This window comes from Meridianimarinicoccus sp. MJW13, assembly GCF_014901205.1.
In the GTDB taxonomy this organism is placed as follows: domain Bacteria; phylum Pseudomonadota; class Alphaproteobacteria; order Rhodobacterales; family Rhodobacteraceae; genus Meridianimarinicoccus.
The window spans coordinates 14,703-36,824 of sequence record NZ_JACNMU010000003.1 but is presented as its reverse complement, the minus strand read 5'-3'; the positions used below and the strand labels follow the sequence as shown (position 1 = coordinate 36,824).

The window sequence follows — 22,122 nt, the reverse complement described above, 5'->3', positions numbered from 1 at the left end:
TTTACTGCGGTAGGACCGAGACCTCCTCGTCCCATTTCTGCAGCAGACGCTTGCGTTCGTCGGACGAGCCGTACTTCACGAAGTCATAGTCGATCAGATTGATTTTCGACATGTCCGGGGCCTTGTCTGACGCCTGAGCATTCACGTTCGACATGACCTGAAACGAGTTGACCTCAAGGGAGAGGTTCTGCGCCTCGGCGGTCAGCGCCCAGTCATAGAATTTCTGGGCTTCCTCCAGGTTGCGCGCGCCTTCGATGATCGACATCGACCCGATTTCATAACCGGTGCCCTCGCAAGGCGCCACCACGGTGACGGGGAACCCGGCGACCGCCTGTGCCACGGCGTCATGCATGAAGACGATGCCGATGGTGGTCTCGCCACGGCCAGCGGCCTTGATCGGCGCCGATCCCGACTTGGTGTACTGGTTGATGTTGGCGTGCAGGCCCTTCATGAACTCGAAGCCCTCGTCCTCGCCGAACAGCTGCACCATCGAGGCGAGCGTCGTATAGGCGGTGCCCGAGGAGTTCGGGTTCGCCATCTGCACATGGCCCTTGTATTCAGGCTTCAGCAAATCTTTCCAGCACGCGGGTTCCGGCAGGTTGTTGGCCGCCAGAAGATCGTTGTTGTAGCCATAGCCCAGGGCCCCGGAATAGATGCCGATCGTCCGGTTGCCAGCGCTTTCGGCCTGGGCGATCGCCCAGGGGTGAAGCTGGTCCCGCATCGGCGAGATGTACTCCTGCGAAAGTCCTGCTTCCGCCGCCTGAAGATGCGGATCCCCGGTGCCGCCCCACCAGATGTCCCCCTTGGGATTGCTGGCCTCGGCACGCAGCTGCGCGAAGGTTTCGCCAGACGACTTGCGGGTCATGTTGACGTCGATTCCGGTGGCATCTTCAAAGCCACGGGCCATCGCCTGGCACCACTCTTCCTCGGCACTGCAGTAGAGTGTCAGCTTGTCCGCATTGGCAGCACTTGCCGCAAATCCAAAGGCCGCCAGTGATGCACAGAGCATCAGGTTGGTTCTGGTCATGTCATTCCTCCCAAGAGCATTTTTCAGGTTTTACACCCGTATTGTGATGAAACTGTAGGCACGCACCATCGCGCTGGCAATGGCCTTGGGGCAGGGGCTTGGAAATGGCTGCACCCGCTTGCAAGGTGCTACCAAGCGGGCTGCGGGCCAGATGGATCATGGGGCGTCGGGATGTCGGCTGCGCTGGTGAAACGGCTGCGTGGCACTATCGTTCCGGTGTGCCCCTGGTGTGCTGACCACCGTGTTCGAACCGCCCTTGCCAACTGTGCCTGTTGCCAGCACGGTCGTCCCTGCGTGCGCTGGCGCGACCCCCGCGCCAGTTGCTCTCCCACCGGGTCGAGCATTTTATGCCCGTTTGCGCAGCGCGACCAACCGGAGGTACAGATTTGCCCAAACTGACCGTCCACGTTCCGCATGCATCCCTGCATATTCCCGAAGAGGCGTGGTCAGATTTCCTCGTTGAAAGAAGCGCGGTTGAGCGTGAGGCCCTGGCGTCGGCGGACCTGTTCACAGACCAGATGGCGCACGACGCCTGGCCGGACGCAAAGATCATTGAGGCGCCGGTCTCGCGGATCGTTGTCGACGTGGAACGCTACGATGACGATAGCCGCGAAGAGATGGCCACGGTCGGTCGCGGCGCCCTGTATACGCACGATCACCGCCAGAACCGCATTCGCAAGGATCTGTCCGCCCCCCGAAGGGCCGAGTTGTTGGCGCGCTACTACGCCCCCCATTGGGCGCGTCTGTCGGAGGCCGCCGCGGGTGCGACGCTGATTGACCTGCACACCTATCCCCTGGAGCCTTGGCTCATAGAGCGCCACTCAGACGGGCCAAGGCCCGAGATAGATATCGGGTTCACAGCGGATCTGACGCCCGCTGGCTGGGTCCGGTCCCTGACACGGCATTTCGCGGATGCAGGCTATGATGTCGGTCTGAATACGCCCTATGGCGGCGTGATCGATGCAACGGCCAAGGCGGCGGTGATGATCGAGATCCGGCGCGATGTTGTGGGGCGACCGGGCGCGGATCCAAAGTGGCAGCGTCTCATCCACGTTCTCAGAAACATGCCTCTGGTCCGGTAGATTGCCGAATGCTGGGCCACGGTGGCGATCTTGCGAGATGGTCTCAAAGCGCCGCCGGACTCCTGTCCGGCGGCGCTATTGACAGCCCGTGCTTCCGTCAGGCGGCGTCCTGGGCCGGAGGCTCCTTGGCGCCAGTCATGAAGGCGACCGCGTCGGACATGGTGTAGTCCTTGGGGTCGATGGTACAAAGCCGCTTGCCCAACCGGTGGATGTGGATGCGGTCGGCGACCTCGAACACATGCGGCATGTTGTGGCTGATCAGGATGATCGGGATCCCGCGGGCCCGGACATCCTGGATCAGTTCCAGCACCTTGCGGCTTTCCTTGACGCCCAGGGCCGCCGTCGGTTCGTCCATGATGATGAACTTGGTGGCGAAGGCCGCGGCGCGGGCGACGGCGACGCCCTGACGCTGGCCGCCCGACAGGGTTTCGACCGGCTGCTTGATCGACTGCACGGTCATCAGCCCCAGTTCGGTCAGCTTGTCACGCGCGAACTTCTCCATGGCGGGTTTGTCCAGCATCCGTAGATACTTGCCCATCCAGCCCTCCTTGCGGATTTCGCGCCCCGTGAACATGTTGTCGGCAATCGACAGGGCCGGGGACAGGGCGAGGTTCTGGTAGACGATCTCGATCCCCATGTCCCGCGCCTCGATCGGCGAGGTGAACCGGACCGGTTTTCCCTCGATCAGGATCTCGCCCTGATCGGGGACGGTGGCGCCGCAGATCGCCTTGACGATCGACGACTTGCCGGCGCCGTTGTCGCCGATCACCGCCAGAACCTCGCCGGCGCGCAGTTCGAAATCCGAGTGGTCGATTGCGGTCACGTGGCCATAGCGCTTCACGATCCCGCGGGCCTGTACGACAGGGGTTGCTGTCTGCGTCATGCCGAAACCCTTCTGATCCATTGGTCGATTGCGACCGCGATGATGATAAGCCAGCCGATGGCGAAGACCTGCCACAGCACATCAACACCCGAGAGGCGAAGGCCGGAGCGGAACACCCCGACGATCAGCGCGCCAAAGAGCGCGCCCATGATCGAGCCGCGCCCGCCAAACAGCGAGATGCCTCCGATCACGACGGCGGTGATCGAATCCAGGTTGCCTTCGTAGAAGGATTGCGGCGAGATCGACCCGACCCGCCCGATCGAGGCCCAGCCCGCCAGCGCACAGATGAAGCCCGACAGCCCATAGACCGACAGCAGCGTGCGGTCGGTGCGGATGCCCGACAGATCGGCGGCCTCCTTGTCGTCGCCGATGGCATAGACATGGCGACCCCAGGCGGTCTTGTTCAGCATGTACCACAGCACGACGAAGACCACGATCATCAGGATCGAGCTGAGCGTAATGCGTGCGCCGCCGACGTCGAAGGACGCCCCGAAGAACTTCAGGAACGGCGCCTCGGTATCGATGTCCTGCCCGCGGATCGACTGCGCGCCCGAGAGCCACAGCAGAAGCGCATAGAAGATCGACCAGGTGCCGAGCGTGGTGATGAAGGGCGGAAGCTTGACGCGGGTGATCAGCCAGCCGTTCATCAGGCCCGCGCCGACCCCGCCGGCCAGACCGACCAGAATGGCGAAGCCGGAGGGCACACCGGCGAAGACCGCCAGATTGCCCATGACGACCGACATCAACACCATGATGGCCGCGACCGACAGGTCGATGCCGGCGGTGATGATGATCAGCGACTGGGCGGCGGCAAGGATGCCGATGATCGACACCTGCTGCAGGATCAGGCTGAGGTTGAAGGCCGAGAAGAATTTTCCGCCCGCGATCAACCCGAAGGCCACAAGGCTGAGGACCAGCACGATCACCGGAACCAGCGTGGGATTGTTGTGAAGCAGGTGCTGGATACGGTCCAGCAGGGTATGATTCTGGACCTCGAACTCGGCGACCCTGGCGTCGCTGCGGTTCAGGTCCTGTTCAAATTCCTGGCCTGAGCGGGCAGGATTTGTGGGTTCAGACATGACTCTCTCCCTTGCCGTCAAGCATAGCTGCGGCGTCAGATTCCGTCAAAAAATAGGGGGGACGACGAGAACGGGCAGGGCGCCAAGGCGCCCTGCCAAAATGGTCAGCCGGGGATCAGCCCCAGCACTTCTTCAGACCTTCTTCCGAGGTGATCGACGGAAGGCCCTCGACGGGCTTGTCGGTCACCAACTCGACACCGGTGTTGTAGAAATCCAGTCCTTCGGTGTTCTGCGGCTTCTCGCCGGTTTCGGCAAAGGTCGCGATCGCCTCGACGCCCTTGGAGGCCATCAGCAGCGGGAACTGCATCGCGGTTGCGCCGATCACACCGCCGGCAATGTCCTTCACGCCGGGGCAGCCACCATCGACCGAAACGATCAGAACGCCCTCTTCCTTGCCGAAGGATTTCAGCGCCTCATAGGCACCGGCGGCGGCGGGTTCGTTGATGGTGTAGACCAGATTGATGTCCGGATCGATCTGCAGCAGGTTCTCCATCGCGGTCCGTCCGCCATCGGGCGATCCGTCGGTCACGTCATTGCCGACGATGCGCGGATCGTCTTCGTCACCGATGTCGGTGGGATCCTTGATGTCGATGCCGAAGCCCTGAAGAAAGCCGTTGTTGCGCTGGTAGTCGACCGAGACTTCCGAGGCGTTCAGATCCAGCAGCGCGATCTTGGCGTTGGCCGCGTCGTCCCCCATCGTGGCACGCGCCCATTGGCCGATCAGAACCCCGGCCTTGAAGTTGTCGGTGGCAAAGGTCGCGTCAGCCGCGTCGGCCGGTTCGAACTGCGTGTCCAGCGCGATGACGAGGATCCCGGCGTCGCGGGCTTGGGTGATAACCGGCACCAGCGCGCGGCTGTCGGTCGGGGTGATCAGGATACCCTTGGCGCCGGACGCGATGCAGGTCTCGACCGAGGCCACCTGGGTTTCGACATCGCCGTCGTATTTTCCGGCAAAGGTCGACAGGGTGATGCCATGTTGTTCGGCAGCCGCCGTGGCGCCTTCCTTCATCTTGACGAAGAAGGGATTGGTGTCGGTCTTGGTGATCAGGCAGGCGTTGGTATCGGCAAAGGCGGCACCTGCGCACAGGCTCAGGCCCAGGGCCGAGGTGGTCAATAGAGCTTTCATGTTTTCCTCCCACACGAAGCGAATTTCGTTCTGGACCGGGGTTTCCGTTTCCGCGCTCACCGCGGTGAAACCTGGCAGGTCCGACCCTAAAAGACCTGATTCTACTGGTTTCGTCAATTAGTTTGTAAACTTTACTTACTAAGGGTGCGTGTGTATCTTTCCTTTTAAGGGGGAGGCACATATGGTCCGCGCCATGGACGGAGACAGCATCAGCGCAAAGCGGGCAGGCGTAAATCAAAGCGGCATCCGCGACTATAACGAGCGCCTGATCCTTTCCATTTTGCAGTTCGAACGCGCCGTTCCCGCTGCCGAACTGGCGCGTCGCACCGGGCTGTCCAAACCCACGGTGTCCACCATCCTGCGCAACCTTGAAGCAGACGGTCTGGTCCGGCGTGGCAAACCGGTGCGCGGCAAGGTCGGCAAGCCCTCTATCCCCATGGAACTGGATCCCGATGGCGTGTTTTCCATCGGGTTGAAGATCGGCCGCCGCAGCGCCGATCTGGTGCTTCTGGATCTGTCGGGCACGGTGCGCGGACAGATGCACACGACCTACCAGTATCCCATGCCCGACGCCGTGTTCGGCTTTCTGAAAGACGGGCTGGCAACCCTTGTCGGGCGCCTGCCGGCAAATCTGCGGCATCGGGTGTGCGGGGTCGGTATCGGCACGCCGTTCGAGCTATGGAAATGGCATGACCTTGCGGGTCTCGCCGCCGAGAAGTTCCGCTCATGGAAGGACATTGACTTCAAGGCTGAGGTCGCGGCCTTCAGCGATCTGCCGGTGTTCATCGTCAATGACGGCACCGCCGCGTGCCAGGCGGAACATCTTTACGGACGCACGCACGCGTACCGGGACTATGCCTATTTCTTCATTGGGTCGTTCGTTGGCGGCGGCGTGGTTCTGAACGGAACGGTGTTCGAGGGAACCCGTGGCAATGCCGGCGCGCTTGGATCCATGCGCAGCACCGGACCGCTGGGAGAAGCCCAGCAACTGATCGACGTCGCCTCGATCCATCTGCTGGAAGCGCGCCTTGTCGAGGCCGGGATCGATCCGGCGGTCTTGTGGCGACAACCTCAGGACTGGAGCGGCCTGACCCGCTATGTGGAGCCGTGGATCGGCCAGACCGCGCAGGAACTGGCCAAGGCCTCGCTGTCGATCTGTTCGGTCATCGATTTCGAAGCGGTGGTGATCGACGGGGCCTTCCCGACAGACGTGCGGGACGAACTGGTCGAGAGAACCCGGCGGTATCTGGTCAATCAGGACAAGCGGGGATTGATCGAACCCCGAATCGACGCCGGAAACATCGGCCATAATGCCCGCGGTATCGGGGCCGCCAGCAGCCCGATGTTCTCGCAGTTCCTGCTGAACACAAATGCCGGGCTGTCGGCGATCTGAGGCGTCTTTTCGGGGGAAGGGATCGACCCGTCGATACACCCGTCCGTTCGATATTGCGGGCGTCTGCGCTTTTCACATGCCCCCGGCCATGCAACCCCCTCGACCGAAAAAAGACATATGTCTGAACATCGCGCGTCGTCTATGGTCCGATGGACCGGTCCAGAAGGCGCTGGTAGGTCGCTTCCCTGTCTCGATCACTGCAAGGTGGCGGAAAGGGAAGGGCATCTTCATAGGCCTGCGCCACTGCGGCCCCGTTCGCGCGGAATCGATGGTAGACCTCCAGAACCTCTTGCCCGACGCGGTCTGGCAAAGGCCGCCGCCGCGACCGGAACTTGCTGGAAAACTGCGCAACGAGACTTGCGCGCCGAACATCTCGGATCATGTGGATGAGGGAGGGGACATCGGAGCCGGCGAAATTTGTCACCAGCGTCGGCGCGCTGTCGTAGCACAGCGGCATTTCGGCCGGTCGCCAGGTGGCCTCGCCGAACAGACCGTGGTGCAGCATTCGCATGGGCGGGGTGACATGGACAAGCTTGACCCCCAGTCGGCCATTCTGGGCAAAGGCAAACTGTGAGCCGTTGTGTTCGTTCAGCCTTTTGGGGTTCATCAGGTTCCTTCGGTGGCAACCGGTGCACCCGAAGCTGCCGAATTCCCACAAGGGATCCGTCCTCATTTCGTTGGGATCATCTAGACGCGGCTGCCTGAGCAGGATGATAACGACGCGAGGACTATCCCTCACCTGAAGATCTCCCAAGGGTCGAGAGGATGCCGTCGCACCACTGCCGGGCGTCCGTGCGCTCCCCGATATCCGCAATGAACTCCTGACCACGGGCCGCGACGTTGAGTGTGTCGTTCCCGTCCCAGCGTTCCGTCCGCCCGTGGTAGGTCAGGCCAACCTCGCGTAGCCATTCGGGAACACGCCAACGGCTGACGGCACATCCCGGCCATGTCAGGCGAAGCGCCTCGCTGGCCGTATCGGTGACCTGCCCTGTCCCGAGATACAGGGTGTTGTTCGGCTTCCAGTCTCCGATGGTGTGGGGATGTTGCCGCGCAAACCCGGGCGGTTGGTTTGCCGCGGTCGGGTTTGCGCCCAGTACGACCACCTCGTCGACCCTCAGGTACCCGAACAGCCTGTGATGCCGGTCCCGGCTGCCTTGCTGTGAGAACAGACCGAAGAACAGGAAAACATCGCCGGCACCGACGGCGTTATTGGCCAGATGGGCTTGTGCGGTGCCGGTCTGGCCAAAGGCACAACGGCCAACCTGAAACATGGGGTCGGGATGACAAAGGTTGCCGCCCGTGATCCGCCCATTGGTCGCGGCCTCAACAATGTCCGAGAGCCCGAGATCTGCATAGGTCGTTTCGGATCGATGTTTGGTGGGAATGGGCAGGCTGATGGGCCGTCCAGCGATGATCGGCGATGGGACGCCGCCGGCCCCGCTGTCGAACCCCTTCCTGCTGAAAATGATCTTCATTTCAAGCGACCGGTTCTGCGGCTGCAGGAAGACCGCCTTTTGGGCCCCAGGGCAACCTGTCCGCAGGACCGTCGGGCGCTGTGCAGCCCAGGTGGCGGCGATCCCTTTCAGGCGCCGCGGGGTGAGCTGTCGGTTCCGCCGTCACCGGATCCCCGAGGCGGCGATTTCCTGGCCAAGGCGGGCAACGCTTCGGCTCATCGCGGCGGTGATCTGCGCATAGTCGGGGCCGCCCGCGCCGCCCTCGGCTCCGCTGATCGGTTCGCGCAGGACGGTGCGTCCCATCCTGATGACATCCTGCGTGCCGCCGCTGACCACCGCCCAGCGGGCATCGAGAAGCACCTGATTGTCCGGCTGCGCCTCGAATGCGTTGACCTGCACCAGAATCTGGTAGGTCACGTTGCCGGACACCGACCACGGATGAAGCAGGACGCGATCCGTGTTCAGCCTTTCGGACAGAACCTCTCCCAACACGCTCTGGAAATTCTCGGTCAGACCGCCGCCCCAGCGGTTCAGGTCAGCCACGTTCAGCGCGGTTGCATTCTCGCGGATGACGATCTCGGGGCGGTCGAGGTATTCCGGCAGGGTGACAGGTCCGACGCCGATGGACAGGCCGCGCCGCCGCGTGGTTTGCGCGGTTGCTCCTGTGGTGATGCCGGGGGCCGACAGGACATAGAAGTTCGACGGCTTGCTGTCGCAGGCCGCCACCGCAAGGCACAGGGCCAAGGCTGAGACCACCTTGAAAATTCGCTGCATCATCACTCTCTCCGGTTACCGGCGGCCTGTCAGAAGCGCGCTTGGATTGCGTTCAAGGTAATTGGCAAATTCGCGCAAGGATACGGCGGCACGGCGAATTTCCCGCAAGGCGACATCCAGTTGCGACACCGTGGGCGAGTCAGCTCCGACCAGCGACCGCACCCCGGACAGGGCGCTGCGGGCATCGCGCATCGCAAGATCGGCATTGTTCAGGATGCCATCGACCTTGGCGATGATGGGCTGTACCCCGCCATCCACGTCGGCGATCAGCTTGCGCAGATCGTCTATGGCCGTCACGCCGTCCTGCAGCGCAGACCGGGCCACCTCCATCGTCGAGATGGCCTCGCCGGTGATCGGTCCGACCTCGGTTTCAAGCTCTGCCGCCAGACGGCCGACCGAATTGATCGGCGCCCGCACCTCGTCCAGAACCTTGTTGGCGGTCGTCAGGGCGGTCCGGGCGTCGGCAATCAGAGGATCGGCCTTCGCGTCCAGCGATTTCACGACAGAGCGGGTGTCCTCCAGCGTGCCGTTCGCCGTTGCCAGGGCCTGTTGCAGCCCGTCCGAGATCGGCGTGATCTCGCCCTCCACGCTTGCGATAAGGGTGCTGGCATCCCTTGCCGTTTTCTCCAGCGCGGCGAGGGTGCTTTCCAACTCTTGCGACATCGGGGCGATCTGCGCGTCCAACCCATCTATAAGCGTCTGCAGGTGGGTCATGGTCTGCTCGGCGGTATAGAGCACTTCGCCGGGCTGCATGGACAGGCGCGCCTTGGCTTCTGCCGCGGTCGCACGAATATCAACGATGGTCGCGTGCATCTCGTCGATGAACGGGCCGATCTTGTCCGAGACTTCGTTGATCGCGGTGCTGACCCGAACGATGCTGCTGGACGCCGATTTCACTGCCTTCTGGATATCTTCCGCGACTTCCTCCAGCGGCACCTTCTGCAGGATATCCGCGACACGGGTGATGCTGGCCTTCAGTTTTTCGGTGTCCGACGGCAGGGTCGGGATTTCCTCGTGCTCGGGATCAAGCCCGGTCAGGGTGGCCTTTGATCCCGATTTGAAATCAAGCTCGATGCCAAGCTGGCCGGTGACGAAGGATTGCAGGGCAAGCTCGGCCCGCAGACCGAATTCAATGAGTTCCTGGATGCTGCGCCGGTTTTCATGGGTGCGCCCCCGGATGCGGTCGGGCTCGATCTGGACATAGACGGGAATGACGAATTCCGAGTTCTTGTCCTTTGGAAAGTAGCTGACGCTGATGTCCGTTACCTGGCCAAGGGGCACGCCCCGGAAATTGACCGGTGCCCCGACCTGCAGTCCCGCGACCGATCCCTGGAAGAACATCACGTAGGTCTGCTTCGTGATCAGGAACCCGGCGCCGCCGAAGGCGATCAGCCCGCCCATCGCAACGACAAAGGCGCCCAGGACGAAGATGCCGACAAGTTTTGGATTGGTTTTCTGGCTCATCGGGCGGCCTCCGTCGGTCGGCTGCTGTCCGTGCGCGCCGGGTCTGGCCCTTTGGTCATTGCGGACGCGCCCCGGTTCAGGAACTCGCGCACGTTGGGGTCCGGGCTGTGATCGCGCAACTCGCGCGGATCGCCCTTGGCGATCATCGTCTTGGAAACCGGGTCAAGGAAGACGGAATTGGTGCCGATGGAAAAGATGCTTGCCAATTCATGGGTGACGATCACCATCGTGGTTCCCAGGCTGTCGCGCAATTCCACGATCAGGTCGTCCAGAAGCTTCGAACTGATCGGGTCCAGGCCGGCGGAAGGCTCGTCCAGGAACAGGACATCCGGGTCCAGCGCCATGGCCCGCGCGATGCCCGCGCGTTTCTGCATGCCGCCGCTGATCTCGGACGGGTAGAAATCCTCGAACCCGGCCAATCCCACAAGGGCCAGTTTCATGGCCGCAAGATCGCGGATCTCGGCCGCGCCCAGTTCGGTGTATTCGCCCAATGGCAAGCCAACGTTTTCGGCCAGGGTCATCGAACTCCACAAGGCGCCGCTTTGATACAGCACACCGAAGCGGCGCATCATGGCCTCACGCGTGCTTGCTGCGGTGGACCAGAAATCGGCGCCGTCGAAGCGGACGATGCCGCGTGCCGGAGACTTGAGGCCGATCAGGCATTTCAGCACGGTGCTTTTGCCGCAGCCGGACCCGCCCATGATGATGAACACATCCCCGTGGTTGACGGTGAAGGTCAGATTTTTCTGAATCACGAAATCACCGTAGCTCAGATCAAGATTGCTGACCTCGATATGCGGGCTGGATGTGTGCGTGGTGCCTGTCATGCCGATTTCCTAGATCCCCATGATGCTTGTTACCACAGCGAAAAATCCGTCGAGCACGATGATCATCACGATGGACAGGACCACCGCCGAGGTGGCCGCGTCACCCACGGCCGACGCGCTGCGGCCCGACTGCAGACCCTTGAGGCAGCCTGCCAGGGCAACAACGATGCCGAAGATCACGCTTTTGGAAATGCCGATGCCAAAATCTGTCAGGCTGACGCTGGCGATCGTCTGGACGTAATAGGCCGTGGGCGTCAGGCCCAGCATCCAGATCCCCACGATGCCGCCGCCCAGAATGCCAAGGATATTCGCGTAGATGCACAGCAGCGGCATCATCACGATCAACGCCAGCATGCGCGGCAGGACAAGGAACTCCATCGGCGAGAAGCCGAGCGTGCGGAAGGCGTCGATCTCCTCGTTGACCTGCATGGTGCCCAGTTGCGCGGCAAAGGCTGCCCCGGTGCGGCCGGCCATGATGATGCCGGTCATGATCGCGGCCATCTCGCGCGCCATGGCGATGGCGACCAGATCGGCGACATAGATCTGCGCCCCGAACTGGCGCAACTGGATGGCGCCGACGAAGGCAAGAATCAGACCGATCAAAACCGAGATCAGGGTCACGATGGGCAGGGCCTTCGGCCCGCAGGCTTCCAGCGCGATCATCAGATCGACGCGCCGAAACCGTGCTCGTCCGACGGAAAAACGTGCAAGTGCGATGGTCGCCTCGCCGACGAAGGCCAGCGAGTCCTGCATGGATTTGTAGCTGGCAAGCCACCACTTCCCCAGCCCGACCAGAAACCCGTCCCGCGTCGCGGTCCGCCGCGCGCCCTGCCGCTCGGGCACGGCGGTGGCCAGGGTGACAAGTCTTTGCGCCCCGGCGGGCAGACCGCCAAGATCAACGTCGATCCCGGCAGCCTTGCCCTGCGCGACAACGCCCAGGATCGCGGTGATGAAGGTGCTGTCCCATTGTGCCAGTGCATCGGTGTCGAACCCGATGCGCCGGATCCCGGTGCCGGCGGCGAGGGCCGAGGCAATGGCCGCAGCGCCCGGCGCCTTTGCCTGAAGGGTCCAGTCTCCGGAAAAGGCAAGAAGGCCGACGCCCGCCGTGCCCATCTCGACCGAAAACGCGCCGGTCTTTCGATCCGTCGCATGGTCCTTGGCCACGGTCATGCGCGGCGCCTGTGCAAGGATGTTTTCGGCCAGCCGGACTGCAGACTCCATCGAAAGCCCAGGTGCGCCCATCCGACGGTGCCGCAAATCGCCAAAGCTGCATGTGTTGACATCATCATTGAAGGAGACAGGAGCCTGTCACGAAGTCAATATGATTGACGCCAACGGGACAAATCGCGCGTTCTCAATCGCATGGCGCGCGTCCCTAGTGTGGGACGGGATGCGGCGCCCAGGCTTCGGTGTAGATCAGGTCAAAAGCCGGCGGGCCAGTTCAGGGTCAGGCAGGGCGCACATGTCGCTGCGCCCGAAGCGATAGCGGTTGTGTGCAACCCGGCGATAAAGCCATTCCCGACCGCCGCGCGGCAGAACACGCATCATCGACGCAAGCCGTCCGGCACCGCCCGTACGCGCCCCGATCCGGATGATCGCCTCCATCCCCGACCAGGCCTGCCCGTTTTCAAGGAACAGCCACGTCTCGGGATCCTCGGGCTCAAGCCCGAAATGCCGGACCAGCGCCGCGCCGGTTGGCGACTGGGTCGGGCAGATCCGGAATTCCCCGGCGCGATCGAGCCGTGCAATAGTGCGCGCGCCCCATGAACACAGGGCGCATTCCCCGTCCATGACCGCAACAGGTCCGGTGTCGTCAAAATCCGGGACCGAAGGGTCGTCCCGATAGGAATAGGGGGTCTTGGTTCCGATAATCGCCATGTGTGGTGCTCCCTCGCCCGACAGACTGACGGTTTGGACCCGGATTGGAAAGGTCTGACGTGGGTCCGGGATCTGGCGCAGCGTTGTGTGGCTCCATTGGGCAGCCTTTGGGCAATCATGGCGGGCTCCGCCCAGGGGATTGCAAGGCCGAGCTAACCGCGCGGCTCAACCACGTCGCGCAATTCCCCAAAGGTGACCGACAGCGCGGGGGTCGCGGCGGGCCGTTGAACATTGGATCGGACACCGGCGAGGAACATGTTCAGCGCTATGGTGAACGGCGTTGCGGCAAGATTGCGCACGGCACCAAGCGCCGAAAGATGGGCGGCGTAGGCCAGAGGCACTGCCGCCGGGTGGTTGCGATCGGTCGACGTGGTTCCGGCCTGAGGTTGGCCGCGTGCCACCCAGAGCCGTGCCGCAAGGGCCAGGACAACTGCGGCGACCATCAGGACGGCCAACCCTTGGGAATAGCTGGCGGCATCGGAACAGCGGCCGCCCGGTGCGATGCCCTGATCAACCATGTTGCCGCGGATCGCCCGGCGACCAGCCCGACAATCGCGACGAACTGGATTTCGTCATTGTGCTCATGAAGACCCGGCATTGGCGGACCAACTTTTTTCGTTCCATGGCCGGGGTGGAGAAGGGCCGGCGCTGCGACAAGCGATGCCGGAATTCGTGATCGTCACGGCGCTGCATCAGGGGGGAGCAGGAGGGTTCTGCCAGAGGAGAGTGGCGGAACGCCCAGACCGCGTGTCACCCCGCGCACGAAGATGGTTTCCCGGCACCTTCGACGGGGTTCAACCGGCGGTGTCCCAGCGCAAGCCTGAACCTTGCGGGGACGCGACGCTTGTGTGGGGCGTTGGAATGCAGCCCCAAAGGACCAAAACAGGGGATTGGCTGTTTGTGCTGGCGACCCCTGAAGGACTCGAACCCTCAACCTGCGGATTAGAAGTCCGCTGCTCTATCCAGTTGAGCTAAGGGGCCGCTGAACTGCTTGTGCGGCATCGCTTGGGGGAGTTCAAGTCCTGCGGTGCCTGTCCCCGTGGCGCTTGATCCGACCGGCATGGCGGGCCCACTTCCGCCCCTAGCGGTCCGCGGTACGGGCCAGGAACTGGGTGACGGCGGCTTCGAATTCGCGGGGTTTCTCGGCGTGCAGCCAATGGTTCGCGCGCGGGATCTTGACCACCACCGCGCCGGGGAACAGGCGCTTGATCTCGCCGCGGTGTTCGGGCTGGACGTAGTCCGAGGCACCGCCTGCCAGGAACATGGTCGGGCGGGTGAAAGTGGCCTCCAGCGCAGGGAAGGACAGGATCTTGTCCATGTCCTGTTCCAGCGTGGGCAGGTTCAGCCGCCAGCGGCCCTCGGCCACGTCCAGCGATTGCAGCAGGAAGGCGCGGATCGCCAGTTCGGGCACCTGGTCGCGCAGTTTGCGGTCGGCCTGCGCGCGGCTGGTCACACCGGTCAGGTCCAGATCGCGCATGGCGCGCAGGAATTGCATCTGGCTGTGGCTGTAGCTGACCGGAGCGATGTCGGCGACGATCAGGCGATTGACCTTGCCCGGATCGGTCAGGGCCAGCACCATTGCCGCCTTGCCGCCCATGGAATGGCCCAGCACATCGGCCTCGCCGCCATGATCAGTAATGACCTCGGCCAGATCGGCCGCCATCTCGGGGTAGCTGTGGGTGTTCGTCCAGTCGCTGGCACCGTGGTTGCGCATGTCGACGGTCAGCACCGGACGCTCCGCCGACAGGTTCCGCGCGATCACGCCCCAATTGCGGCCCGACCCGAACAGCCCGTGCACGATCAGCAGCGGGCGGCCCTCGGTCACCTGCCCATGTCTTGTAGTTGCCAGCACCGACAGCCTCCGCCTATGGTTCGAAGACCATATCCGGGCGCGGCCCGGGGGATGTCAAGCAGGTGACGGGCAGGGTGCAGGGTATGGCCAGAAAGACGCAGACGGATCAGGAGTTTTCGGCGCTGGCCAACCGCATGGGCGAAAAGCTGGACGTGCCGGGCCATGACCTGACGACGGTGGTCGGCCGGGCCGGACGGTTGCTGCCCAGACGGCTGCGCCGCGAGGCGGACTACCTGATCCAGATGGAAATGATCTCGGGTCATCCCAAGCTGTGCCACATGGTCGATCCGGCCCGCGTGGCCAAGGCCGAGGCACGGCTTCGGGCGCATGTGCGTCACCTGAACCCCGAGAAAGAGCGCCGCGACCGGCTGTTGGGCCAGATCGCGGGCTATGCCTTCGGAATGCTGGTGTTTGTCGCGCTGCTGATCACGGTCCTGGCGTGGCGCGGGGTGTTGGGGCCGCAATAGGCGGCCCCGGACAGGTTACAGGCCCGGATATATCGGGAAGCGGTCGCACAGCGCCTGAACCTCGGCGCGCACCTTGTCCTCGACCTCGGCGTTGCCGTCTTCCCCATTGGCGGCCAGCCCGTCGACCACCTCGATGATCCAATCGGCGATCTGGCGGAACTCGGCCTCGCCGAACCCGCGCGAAGTGCCCGCCGGAGACCCAAGACGAATGCCCGAGGTGACGGTCGGTTTCTCGGGATCGAACGGCACACCGTTCTTGTTGCAGGTGATGTGGGCGCGGCCCAGAGCCTTCTCGGTGGCATTGCCCTTCACGCCCTTGGGGCGCAGGTCCACCAGCACCACATGGGTGTCGGTGCCATGGGTCACGGTGTCGAGTCCGCCCTTGATCAGCTGGTCGCTGAGCGCCTGCGCATTGACGATGACCTGGCGGGCATAGTCCTTGAACTCCGGGCGCAGCGCCTCGCCGAAGGCCACGGCCTTGGCGGCGATCACATGCATCAGCGGGCCACCCTGAATGCCGGGGAAGATGGCCGAATTGACCTTCTTGGCGATGGTCTCGTCATTGGTCAGGATCATGCCGCCACGCGGGCCGCGCAGGGTCTTGTGCGTGGTGGTGGTGGCCACATGGGCGTGCGGGAAGGGCGATGGGTGCTGGCCACCCGCCACCAGACCGGCGAAATGGGCCATATCCACATGCAGGTAGGCACCGACCATATCGGCGATCTCGCGCATCCGCTTGAAGTCGATCTGACGCGGAATGGCCGAGCCGCCGGCGATGATCAGCTTCGGCTGATGCTCCTTGGCCAGTTCTTCCACCTGGTCATAGTCCAGCTGGTTGTCCTGCTTGCGCACGCCGTATTGTACGGCGTTGAACCATTTGCCCGACTGGTTCGGGCGTGCGCCGTGAGTCAGGTGACCGCCCGCGTCCAGCGACATGCCCAGGATGGTGTCGCCGGGCTGGATCAATGCCTGAAAGACACCCTGGTTGGCCTGTGACCCCGAGTTCGGCTGCACATTGGCATAGGCGCAGTCAAACAGCTGCCTGGCGCGGTCGATCGCGAGGTTCTCGGCGATGTCCACGAATTGGCAACCACCATAGTAGCGGCGGCCGGGATAACCCTCGGCGTATTTGTTGGTCAGGACGGTGCCTTGCGCTTCCATTACGGCGCGGCTGACGATGTTCTCGCTGGCGATCAGCTCGATCTCGTCACGCTGGCGGCCAAGCTCTTTCTCGACGGCACCAAAGAGTTCCGGGTCGCGTTCGGACAGGGCTTCCGTGAAGAATCCGTCGGTACGGTGCGGGGTGTTCATGGGGCATCACTCCTGCGGGTGGGAACAGCCTTGCGGCGATGCCGCTGTGTACGCAAGGACGGGGCTGAACGAAAGCCCACAAAACGGCTTGGCCCCGGCAGATTGCGGCACACTGGCAGCCACCGCGCTTGCCTTTCCGCAAGGACCGCGCGAAGAACGAAGGACGCCTGCATACAGGGACGGTCCGGATGAACAAGATTGCCTTTCTGGCCAGCGAGTCGCCGGTCGCCCAAAGCGCACGCCGCGAGCTTTCGGCGCTGTACGGTCATGTGGAGCCGGAAAAGGCCGATGTGATCGTGGCCCTTGGTGGCGACGGCTTCATGTTGCAGACCCTGCACGGCACCAATGAGCTTTCGGTGCCGGTCTACGGCATGAACCGGGGCACCGTTGGCTTCCTGATGAACGAATATTCCATCGTGCGCCTGAAAGAGCGTCTGAATGCGGCCGAGGTCACCACCATCCAGCCGTTGCAGATGCGGGCCGGGTGCACCGATGGCACGGTGCAATCGGCCTTGGCCATCAACGAGGTGTCGCTGCTGCGTGCCGGACCGCAAGCCGCCAAGCTGCGGATCAGCATCGATGGTCGCGTGCGGCTGGAAGAACTGGTCTGTGACGGGGCGCTGGTCTGTACGCCCGCGGGCTCCACCGCCTACAACTACTCGGCGCATGGGCCGGTGTTGCCAGTGGGGTCCGACGTGCTGGCCCTGACCGCCATGGCCGCGTTCCGGCCAAGGCGCTGGCGCGGGGCGCTGCTGCACCAGACCTCGAAGGTGCGATTCGACGTGATGGATGCCGACAAGCGCCCGGTGATGGCAGATGCCGACGGCCGGTCAGTCAGGAATGTGGAATGGGTCGAGATCGAAAGCCATCCTTCGATCGAGCACAAGATCATGTTCGATCCCGGTCACGGGCTGGAAGAACGGCTGATCCGCGAACAGTTCACCTGAGCCATGCTTTCCGGACACGAAAAGGGCCGCCCCCGAAGGCGCGGCCCGATCTTCACAATTGCCACGTGACTTATTTCGCGTAACCAATACTTTGTAGCGCAACCTTGATCTCGTCCAGAATGGCGGGATCATCGATTGTGGCGGGCATCTTGAACTCTTCACTGTCCGCGATCTTGACCATCACGCCGCGCAGGATCTTGCCCGAACGGGTTTTGGGCAGGCGATCTACCACGACGCAAAGCTTGAAGGCGGCCACGGGGCCGATCTTTTCGCGCACCAGCTTGACCACTTCCTTGATGATCTCGCCATGGTCCCGGGTGACGCCGGAATTCAGGCAGAGGAAGCCCATCGGTATCTGGCCTTTCAACTGGTCGGTGACGCCGATGACGGCGCATTCGGCCACCTCCGGATGCGCGGCCAGAACCTCTTCCATGCCGCCCGTGGACAGGCGGTGACCGGCCACGTTGATGACGTCATCGGTGCGCGCCATGATGTAGACATAGCCGTCTTCATCCTTCATGCCCGCATCGCCGGTCTCATAGTAGCCGGGGAACTGCTGCAGGTAGCTTTTCCTGAACCGCTCTTCGGCATTCCAAAGGCCCGGCAGTGTGCCCGGCGGCAGCGGCAGCTTGATCGCGATGGCGCCCAACTCGCCGTTCTTCACCGGGTGTCCGCCTTCGTCCAGGATCTCGATCTGGTAGCCCGGCATCGGCAGCGCGGGCGAGCCCAGCTTGACCGGCAATTCCTCGATCCCCAATGGGTTCGCGGCGATGGCCCAGCCGGTCTCGGTCTGCCACCAGTGGTCGATGACCGGCACATGCAGTTGCGCCTGGGCCCACAGGATGGTGTCGGGGTCGGCGCGTTCGCCGGCCAGGAACACGGCCTGCATGCCGCGGGTATCGTATTTCTTGACGAATTCGCCGGTCGGGTCTTCACGCTTGACGGCACGCAGGGCGGTCGGCGCGGTGAAGAACGACTTGACCTTATGCTCTTCGATCACCCGCCAGAAGGTGCCGGCGTCCGGCGTGCCCACGGGCTTGCCCTCGAAGACGATGGTGGTGGAGCCGTTGATGAGCGGTGCGTAGCAGATATAGCTGTGGCCCACGACCCAGCCCACGTCGGATGCGGCCCAGAACACTTCGCCCGGCGCGACCTTGTAGATGTTTTCCATGGTCCAGCGCAGGGCCACCAGATGCCCGGCGGTGGCGCGGATCACACCCTTGGGCTGGCCGGTGGTGCCAGAGGTGTAGAGGATATAGGCCGGATGGTTGCCTTCCACCGGTACGCATTCTGCGGGCTCGACGCCGAACTGGAAGCCGTGCCAGTCAAAATCGCGGCCGTCGATCAGCTTGGCAACTTCCTGATCGCGCTGGAAGATCACGGTGAAGTCCGGCTTGTGCTTGGCCAGATCGATGGCGCCGTCCAGAAGCGGCTTGTAGTGGACCACGCGGCCCGGCTCCAACCCGCAGGAGGCGGCGATGATGCATTTGGGTTGGGCGTCGTCGATGCGCACCGCCAGTTCGTTGGCGGCAAACCCGCCGAACACGACCGAGTGGATGGCGCCGATGCGGGCACAGGCCAGCATGGCTTCCAGCGCTTCGGGCACCATCGGCATGTAGATGATCACGCGATCGCCCTTTTCCACGCCCTTGGCGCGCAGGGCTCCGGCCAGCGAAGCGACGCGGTCGCGCAACTCGCCATAGGTGATCTCATGCTTGGAATGGGTGATGGGGCTGTCGTGGATAATGGCGATCCGGTCGCCATGTCCGGCTTCCACGTGGCGGTCGACGGCGTTCCAGCAGGTGTTGACCTTCGCGTCCGAGAACCATTCGTAGATCGGGGCGTTCTCGTCGAACAGAGCCTTGGTGGGCTTTTCGACCCAGTCGATCTGCTCGGCTGCAGTCATCCAGAACCCTTCGGGGTCTTCCTGCCAGCCTTTGTAAACGTCCGAATACTTCATGAATGCGTCCTCCTCGGTTACGGACACAATATGCAGGGTTTCCCTTCCGGCAAGGTGACAGTTGTGCCAACACGGCCAATTCGAAAAGGAATTTACAGATTTTCAGATAGTTGCCCGAGAGGTTGTAAATTCAATCTGAAAATGTCGCGTGAATGGCTCTTATCTCTCTGAAAATCAGCGATATTATTCTGTTTGCGCTAAAGTAAAGCGTTAACATGTTCGGACCGGCCGGACCCGAGGGGTGTCCGGCCGGTCCGATCGGGTCAGCTGTAGTGCGACATCGGCGTCCCGGCGATGGCCGCCATGTTCAAAAGGCCGCGGGTGGTGATCGACGGGGTCACGATATGGGCGCGGTTGCCCATGCCCATCAGGATCGGTCCGACCTCCAGGCCGCTGGCCTTGGTCTTGAGCGTGTTGCGCACCGCCGAGGCACTGTCCGAGGTCGCAAAGACCAGCCCGTTGGCCGCGCCCTCGAACCGGCTGTGCGGGAAGATCCGCTCACGCTGTTCGGGACGCAGGGCGGTGTCGACGTTCATCTCGCCCTCATAGGTGAAGTCGCGTGGCTGGCTGTCGAGGATCTCCATCGCGGCCCGCTGGGTGCGGCCCGAATAGATGTCGAGGCTGCCGAATTCCGACGAGGAGCACAGCGCGATCCGGGGCGACACGCCGAAACGGCGTATGTGCCGGGCGCAGCCCAGAACCGTTTCCGCCAGTTGCGCGGGCGTCGGTTCGGGATGCACATGGGTGTCGGCAACGAAGATCGGCCCGTCTTCCTGGATCATCAGCGACAGGGCGCCGACGGGGTGGAACTCCTTGGTGCCCAGGATCTGGTCGACGTAGTTCAGATGCCACAGGTACTGGCCGAAGGTGCCGCAGATCAGGCTGTCGGCCTCGCCGCGATGGACCATGATGGCACCGATGGCGGTGGTGTTGGTGCGCATGATGGCGCGCGCCAGGTCCGGGGTGACGCCCTTGCGGGCCATCAGTTCCAGGTAGGTTTCCCAATAGGCGCGGTAGCGCGGATCGTTCTCGGGGTTGACCACGTCGAAGTCGCGTTCGGGGCGGATTGACAGGCCGGCGCGTTCGCAACGGGTGGCGATGACATCGGGACGGCCGATCAGGATCGGGGTCTCGGTGGTTTCCTCGATCACCGCATGGGCGGCACGCAGCACGCGTTCGTCCTCGCCCTCGGCAAAGACGATGCGCCGCGCGGTCGAGGCCGCGGCCTCGAACACCGGGCGCATGATCATCGCCGATTTGAACACCGAACCGTCCAGTTCCGCCTTGTACCTGGCCAGATCATCCAGCGGCTTGGTCGCCACACCGCTTTCCATGGCCGCCTTGGCCACGGCGCTGGCCACCACACCCATCAGCCGTGGATCGAAGGGCTTCGGGATCAGGTAGTCGGCCCCGAAGCTGAGCTGTTCGCCCTGATAGGCGGCAGCGGCTTCGGCGCTGGTGGTGGCGCGGGCCAGCGCGGCGATGCCTTCGACGCAGGCGACCTGCATCTGGTCGTTGATCTCGCTGGCACCGACGTCCAGCGCGCCTCGGAAGATGAACGGAAAGCACAGGACGTTGTTGACCTGGTTGGGAAAGTCCGACCGGCCGGTGGCGATGATCGCGTCAGGTGCTACCTCGCGGGCGAGATCCGGCATGATCTCGGGCGTGGGATTGGCCAGCGCGAAGATGATCGGGCGGTGGGCCATCTTTGCCACCATCTCGGGCGTCAGGACGCGGGGACCGGACAGGCCCAGAAACAGGTCCGCACCTTCGATCGCCTGATCCAGCGTGCGCTGGTCGGTGGGCTGGGCGAAAGCGGCCTTCTGCGGCGTCATCTCGGCCTCGCGGCCTTCATAGACCAGCCCCTCGATGTCGCACAGCCAGACGTTCTCGCGTTTCACCCCCAGCTTCAGCAGCATGTTCAGGCAGGCGATGCCCGCCGCGCCGCCGCCGGTTGAGACGACCTTGATGTCCTCGAAGCCCTTGCCGGCAACCTTGAGCGCGTTGGTGGCCGCAGCCCCCACGACAATGGCGGTGCCGTGCTGGTCGTCGTGGAACACCGGAATGTTCATGCGCTTGCGGCAGATTTCTTCGACAATGAAACAGTCGGGCGCCTTGATGTCTTCAAGGTTGATCGCGCCGAAGGTCGGTTCCAGCGCGCAGACGATGTCGGCCAGTTGTTCGGGATCGGTGGCGTTCAGCTCGATATCGAAACAGTCGATATTGGCGAATTTCTTGAACAGGACGGCCTTGCCTTCCATCACGGGCTTGGACGCCAGCGCCCCGATGTTGCCCAACCCCAGCACGGCCGAGCCGTTGGTCACGACAGCAACAAGGTTGCCACGCGCGGTATAGCGGCTGGCCTGCGTCGCATCCTTGGCGATTTCCAGACAGGCTTCGGCCACACCGGGCGAATAGGCGCGCGCAAGATCCCGGCCGTTGGCCATGGGCTTGGTCGCGCGGATCTCCAGTTTCCCCGGTTTCGGGTATTCGTGATAATACAGCGCCTCGTTGCGCAGGCTGTCACCGGTGTCGTCGGACATGTTTCCCCCTGGTCTTTGGACAGATAAGTCCTAGTGCTGTGACAGGGTTAACACC

20 protein-coding genes and 1 tRNA gene are annotated in these 22,122 nt (G+C 63.3%); 4 read left to right on the top strand and 17 right to left on the bottom strand.

What is annotated here, in order from left to right:
* Position 1 precedes the first annotated feature (1 nt).
* Positions 2–1,027 (bottom strand): ABC transporter substrate-binding protein, encoded by a 1,026-nt coding sequence (locus H8B03_RS05825; RefSeq protein WP_193140807.1) that lies wholly within the window; start codon positions 1,025–1,027, stop codon positions 2–4.
* Positions 1,028–1,413: 386 nt separating this feature from the next.
* On the opposite strand from H8B03_RS05825, the gene H8B03_RS05820 reads away from it, so the two are divergent.
* Complete coding sequence (locus H8B03_RS05820) at positions 1,414–2,109, top strand: N-formylglutamate amidohydrolase (protein ID WP_193140806.1); 696 nt, start codon at positions 1,414–1,416, stop codon at positions 2,107–2,109.
* Positions 2,110–2,206: 97 nt separating this feature from the next.
* Here H8B03_RS05820 and H8B03_RS05815 read toward each other — a convergent pair whose 3' ends face one another.
* From H8B03_RS05815 to H8B03_RS05805, 3 genes are all read right to left on the bottom strand, one after another.
* Positions 2,207–3,013 (bottom strand): ATP-binding cassette domain-containing protein, encoded by an 807-nt coding sequence (locus tag H8B03_RS05815; protein ID WP_193140805.1) that lies wholly within the window; start codon positions 3,011–3,013, stop codon positions 2,207–2,209.
* Entirely contained in the window at positions 2,989–4,071 is a 1,083-nt protein-coding gene (locus tag H8B03_RS05810; protein ID WP_193140804.1) for an ABC transporter permease, read from the bottom strand. The genes H8B03_RS05815 and H8B03_RS05810 overlap by 25 nt, the downstream gene beginning before the upstream one ends.
* A gap of 115 nt (positions 4,072–4,186) precedes the next feature.
* Entirely contained in the window at positions 4,187–5,197 is a 1,011-nt protein-coding gene (locus H8B03_RS05805; RefSeq protein ID WP_193140803.1) for a sugar ABC transporter substrate-binding protein, read from the bottom strand.
* A 193-nt stretch (positions 5,198–5,390) separates the two neighbouring features.
* On the opposite strand from H8B03_RS05805, the gene H8B03_RS05800 reads away from it, so the two are divergent.
* Positions 5,391–6,590, top strand: coding sequence for an ROK family transcriptional regulator (locus tag H8B03_RS05800; RefSeq protein WP_193141204.1), 1,200 nt, complete (start codon positions 5,391–5,393; stop codon positions 6,588–6,590).
* 139 nt (positions 6,591–6,729) lie between these two features.
* Here H8B03_RS05800 and H8B03_RS05795 read toward each other — a convergent pair whose 3' ends face one another.
* From H8B03_RS05795 to H8B03_RS05750, 10 genes are all read right to left on the bottom strand, one after another.
* Positions 6,730–7,197: a hypothetical protein gene (locus tag H8B03_RS05795; protein ID WP_193140802.1), complete on the bottom strand. Its 468-nt coding sequence runs from the start codon at positions 7,195–7,197 to the stop codon at positions 6,730–6,732.
* A 121-nt stretch (positions 7,198–7,318) separates the two neighbouring features.
* Positions 7,319–8,065, bottom strand: a complete 747-nt coding sequence (locus tag H8B03_RS05790) for a hypothetical protein (protein WP_193140801.1) — start codon at positions 8,063–8,065, stop codon at positions 7,319–7,321.
* A gap of 141 nt (positions 8,066–8,206) precedes the next feature.
* Complete coding sequence (locus H8B03_RS05785) at positions 8,207–8,821, bottom strand: membrane integrity-associated transporter subunit PqiC (RefSeq protein WP_193140800.1); 615 nt, start codon at positions 8,819–8,821, stop codon at positions 8,207–8,209.
* 12 nt (positions 8,822–8,833) lie between these two features.
* Complete coding sequence (locus tag H8B03_RS05780) at positions 8,834–10,282, bottom strand: MlaD family protein (protein WP_193140799.1); 1,449 nt, start codon at positions 10,280–10,282, stop codon at positions 8,834–8,836.
* The gene (locus tag H8B03_RS05775; protein ID WP_193140798.1) at positions 10,279–11,109 is read right to left on the bottom strand and encodes an ABC transporter ATP-binding protein; all 831 of its coding nucleotides are present in this window, start codon (positions 11,107–11,109) and stop codon (positions 10,279–10,281) included. The genes H8B03_RS05780 and H8B03_RS05775 overlap by 4 nt, the downstream gene beginning before the upstream one ends.
* A gap of 9 nt (positions 11,110–11,118) precedes the next feature.
* Entirely contained in the window at positions 11,119–12,330 is a 1,212-nt protein-coding gene (locus H8B03_RS05770) for an ABC transporter permease (protein ID WP_226925736.1), read from the bottom strand.
* Positions 12,331–12,525: 195 nt separating this feature from the next.
* Positions 12,526–12,987 carry a thiol-disulfide oxidoreductase DCC family protein gene (locus tag H8B03_RS05765; RefSeq protein ID WP_193140797.1) on the bottom strand — a complete coding sequence of 154 codons (462 nt, stop codon included), beginning with the start codon at positions 12,985–12,987 and terminating at the stop codon, positions 12,526–12,528.
* Between the two features lie 152 nt (positions 12,988–13,139).
* Positions 13,140–13,505: a hypothetical protein gene (locus H8B03_RS05760; protein ID WP_193140796.1), complete on the bottom strand. Its 366-nt coding sequence runs from the start codon at positions 13,503–13,505 to the stop codon at positions 13,140–13,142.
* 386 nt (positions 13,506–13,891) lie between these two features.
* Positions 13,892–13,968, bottom strand: a tRNA-Arg gene (locus H8B03_RS05755).
* 100 nt (positions 13,969–14,068) lie between these two features.
* Positions 14,069–14,839 carry an alpha/beta fold hydrolase gene (locus tag H8B03_RS05750; RefSeq protein WP_193140795.1) on the bottom strand — a complete coding sequence of 257 codons (771 nt, stop codon included), beginning with the start codon at positions 14,837–14,839 and terminating at the stop codon, positions 14,069–14,071.
* 83 nt (positions 14,840–14,922) lie between these two features.
* Between H8B03_RS05750 and H8B03_RS05745 the strand changes: the two genes are divergently transcribed.
* Positions 14,923–15,306: a hypothetical protein gene (locus tag H8B03_RS05745; RefSeq protein ID WP_193140794.1), complete on the top strand. Its 384-nt coding sequence runs from the start codon at positions 14,923–14,925 to the stop codon at positions 15,304–15,306.
* Positions 15,307–15,321: 15 nt separating this feature from the next.
* Here the strand turns inward: H8B03_RS05745 and glyA are convergent, their stop codons facing one another.
* Positions 15,322–16,617: a serine hydroxymethyltransferase gene (glyA, locus tag H8B03_RS05740; protein WP_193140793.1), complete on the bottom strand. Its 1,296-nt coding sequence runs from the start codon at positions 16,615–16,617 to the stop codon at positions 15,322–15,324.
* A gap of 188 nt (positions 16,618–16,805) precedes the next feature.
* On the opposite strand from glyA, the gene H8B03_RS05735 reads away from it, so the two are divergent.
* Positions 16,806–17,564, top strand: a complete 759-nt coding sequence (locus H8B03_RS05735) for an NAD kinase (protein ID WP_193140792.1) — start codon at positions 16,806–16,808, stop codon at positions 17,562–17,564.
* Between the two features lie 70 nt (positions 17,565–17,634).
* Here H8B03_RS05735 and prpE read toward each other — a convergent pair whose 3' ends face one another.
* Both prpE and H8B03_RS05725 read right to left on the bottom strand, forming a co-directional pair.
* A complete protein-coding gene (prpE, locus tag H8B03_RS05730; RefSeq protein WP_193140791.1) occupies positions 17,635–19,524 on the bottom strand; it encodes a propionate-CoA ligase PrpE in 1,890 nt (629 codons plus the stop codon).
* A 263-nt stretch (positions 19,525–19,787) separates the two neighbouring features.
* Positions 19,788–22,067 carry an NADP-dependent malic enzyme gene (locus H8B03_RS05725; RefSeq protein ID WP_193140790.1) on the bottom strand — a complete coding sequence of 760 codons (2,280 nt, stop codon included), beginning with the start codon at positions 22,065–22,067 and terminating at the stop codon, positions 19,788–19,790.
* Positions 22,068–22,122: the final 55 nt, after the last annotated feature.

Bases quoted from the DNA above. Each gene is read 5' to 3' on its own strand.
- H8B03_RS05825 (WP_193140807.1), bottom strand. From the start codon at position 1,027: ATGACCAGAACCAACCTGATGCTCTGTGCATCACTGGCGGCCTTTGGA.
- H8B03_RS05815 (WP_193140805.1), bottom strand. From the start codon at position 3,013: ATGGATCAGAAGGGTTTCGGCATGACGCAGACAGCAACCCCTGTCGTA.
- H8B03_RS05810 (WP_193140804.1), bottom strand. From the start codon at position 4,071: ATGTCTGAACCCACAAATCCTGCCCGCTCAGGCCAGGAATTTGAACAG.
- H8B03_RS05805 (WP_193140803.1), bottom strand. From the start codon at position 5,197: ATGAAAGCTCTATTGACCACCTCGGCCCTGGGCCTGAGCCTGTGCGCA.
- H8B03_RS05800 (WP_193141204.1), top strand. From the start codon at position 5,391: ATGGACGGAGACAGCATCAGCGCAAAGCGGGCAGGCGTAAATCAAAGC.
- H8B03_RS05795 (WP_193140802.1), bottom strand. From the start codon at position 7,197: ATGAACCCCAAAAGGCTGAACGAACACAACGGCTCACAGTTTGCCTTT.
- H8B03_RS05790 (WP_193140801.1), bottom strand. From the start codon at position 8,065: ATGAAGATCATTTTCAGCAGGAAGGGGTTCGACAGCGGGGCCGGCGGC.
- H8B03_RS05785 (WP_193140800.1), bottom strand. From the start codon at position 8,821: ATGATGCAGCGAATTTTCAAGGTGGTCTCAGCCTTGGCCCTGTGCCTT.
- H8B03_RS05780 (WP_193140799.1), bottom strand. From the start codon at position 10,282: ATGAGCCAGAAAACCAATCCAAAACTTGTCGGCATCTTCGTCCTGGGC.
- H8B03_RS05775 (WP_193140798.1), bottom strand. From the start codon at position 11,109: ATGACAGGCACCACGCACACATCCAGCCCGCATATCGAGGTCAGCAAT.
- H8B03_RS05770 (WP_226925736.1), bottom strand. From the start codon at position 12,330: ATGGAGTCTGCAGTCCGGCTGGCCGAAAACATCCTTGCACAGGCGCCG.
- H8B03_RS05765 (WP_193140797.1), bottom strand. From the start codon at position 12,987: ATGGCGATTATCGGAACCAAGACCCCCTATTCCTATCGGGACGACCCT.
- H8B03_RS05760 (WP_193140796.1), bottom strand. From the start codon at position 13,505: ATGGTTGATCAGGGCATCGCACCGGGCGGCCGCTGTTCCGATGCCGCC.
- H8B03_RS05745 (WP_193140794.1), top strand. From the start codon at position 14,923: ATGGCCAGAAAGACGCAGACGGATCAGGAGTTTTCGGCGCTGGCCAAC.
- glyA (WP_193140793.1), bottom strand. From the start codon at position 16,617: ATGAACACCCCGCACCGTACCGACGGATTCTTCACGGAAGCCCTGTCC.
- H8B03_RS05735 (WP_193140792.1), top strand. From the start codon at position 16,806: ATGAACAAGATTGCCTTTCTGGCCAGCGAGTCGCCGGTCGCCCAAAGC.
- prpE (WP_193140791.1), bottom strand. From the start codon at position 19,524: ATGAAGTATTCGGACGTTTACAAAGGCTGGCAGGAAGACCCCGAAGGG.
- H8B03_RS05725 (WP_193140790.1), bottom strand. From the start codon at position 22,067: ATGTCCGACGACACCGGTGACAGCCTGCGCAACGAGGCGCTGTATTAT.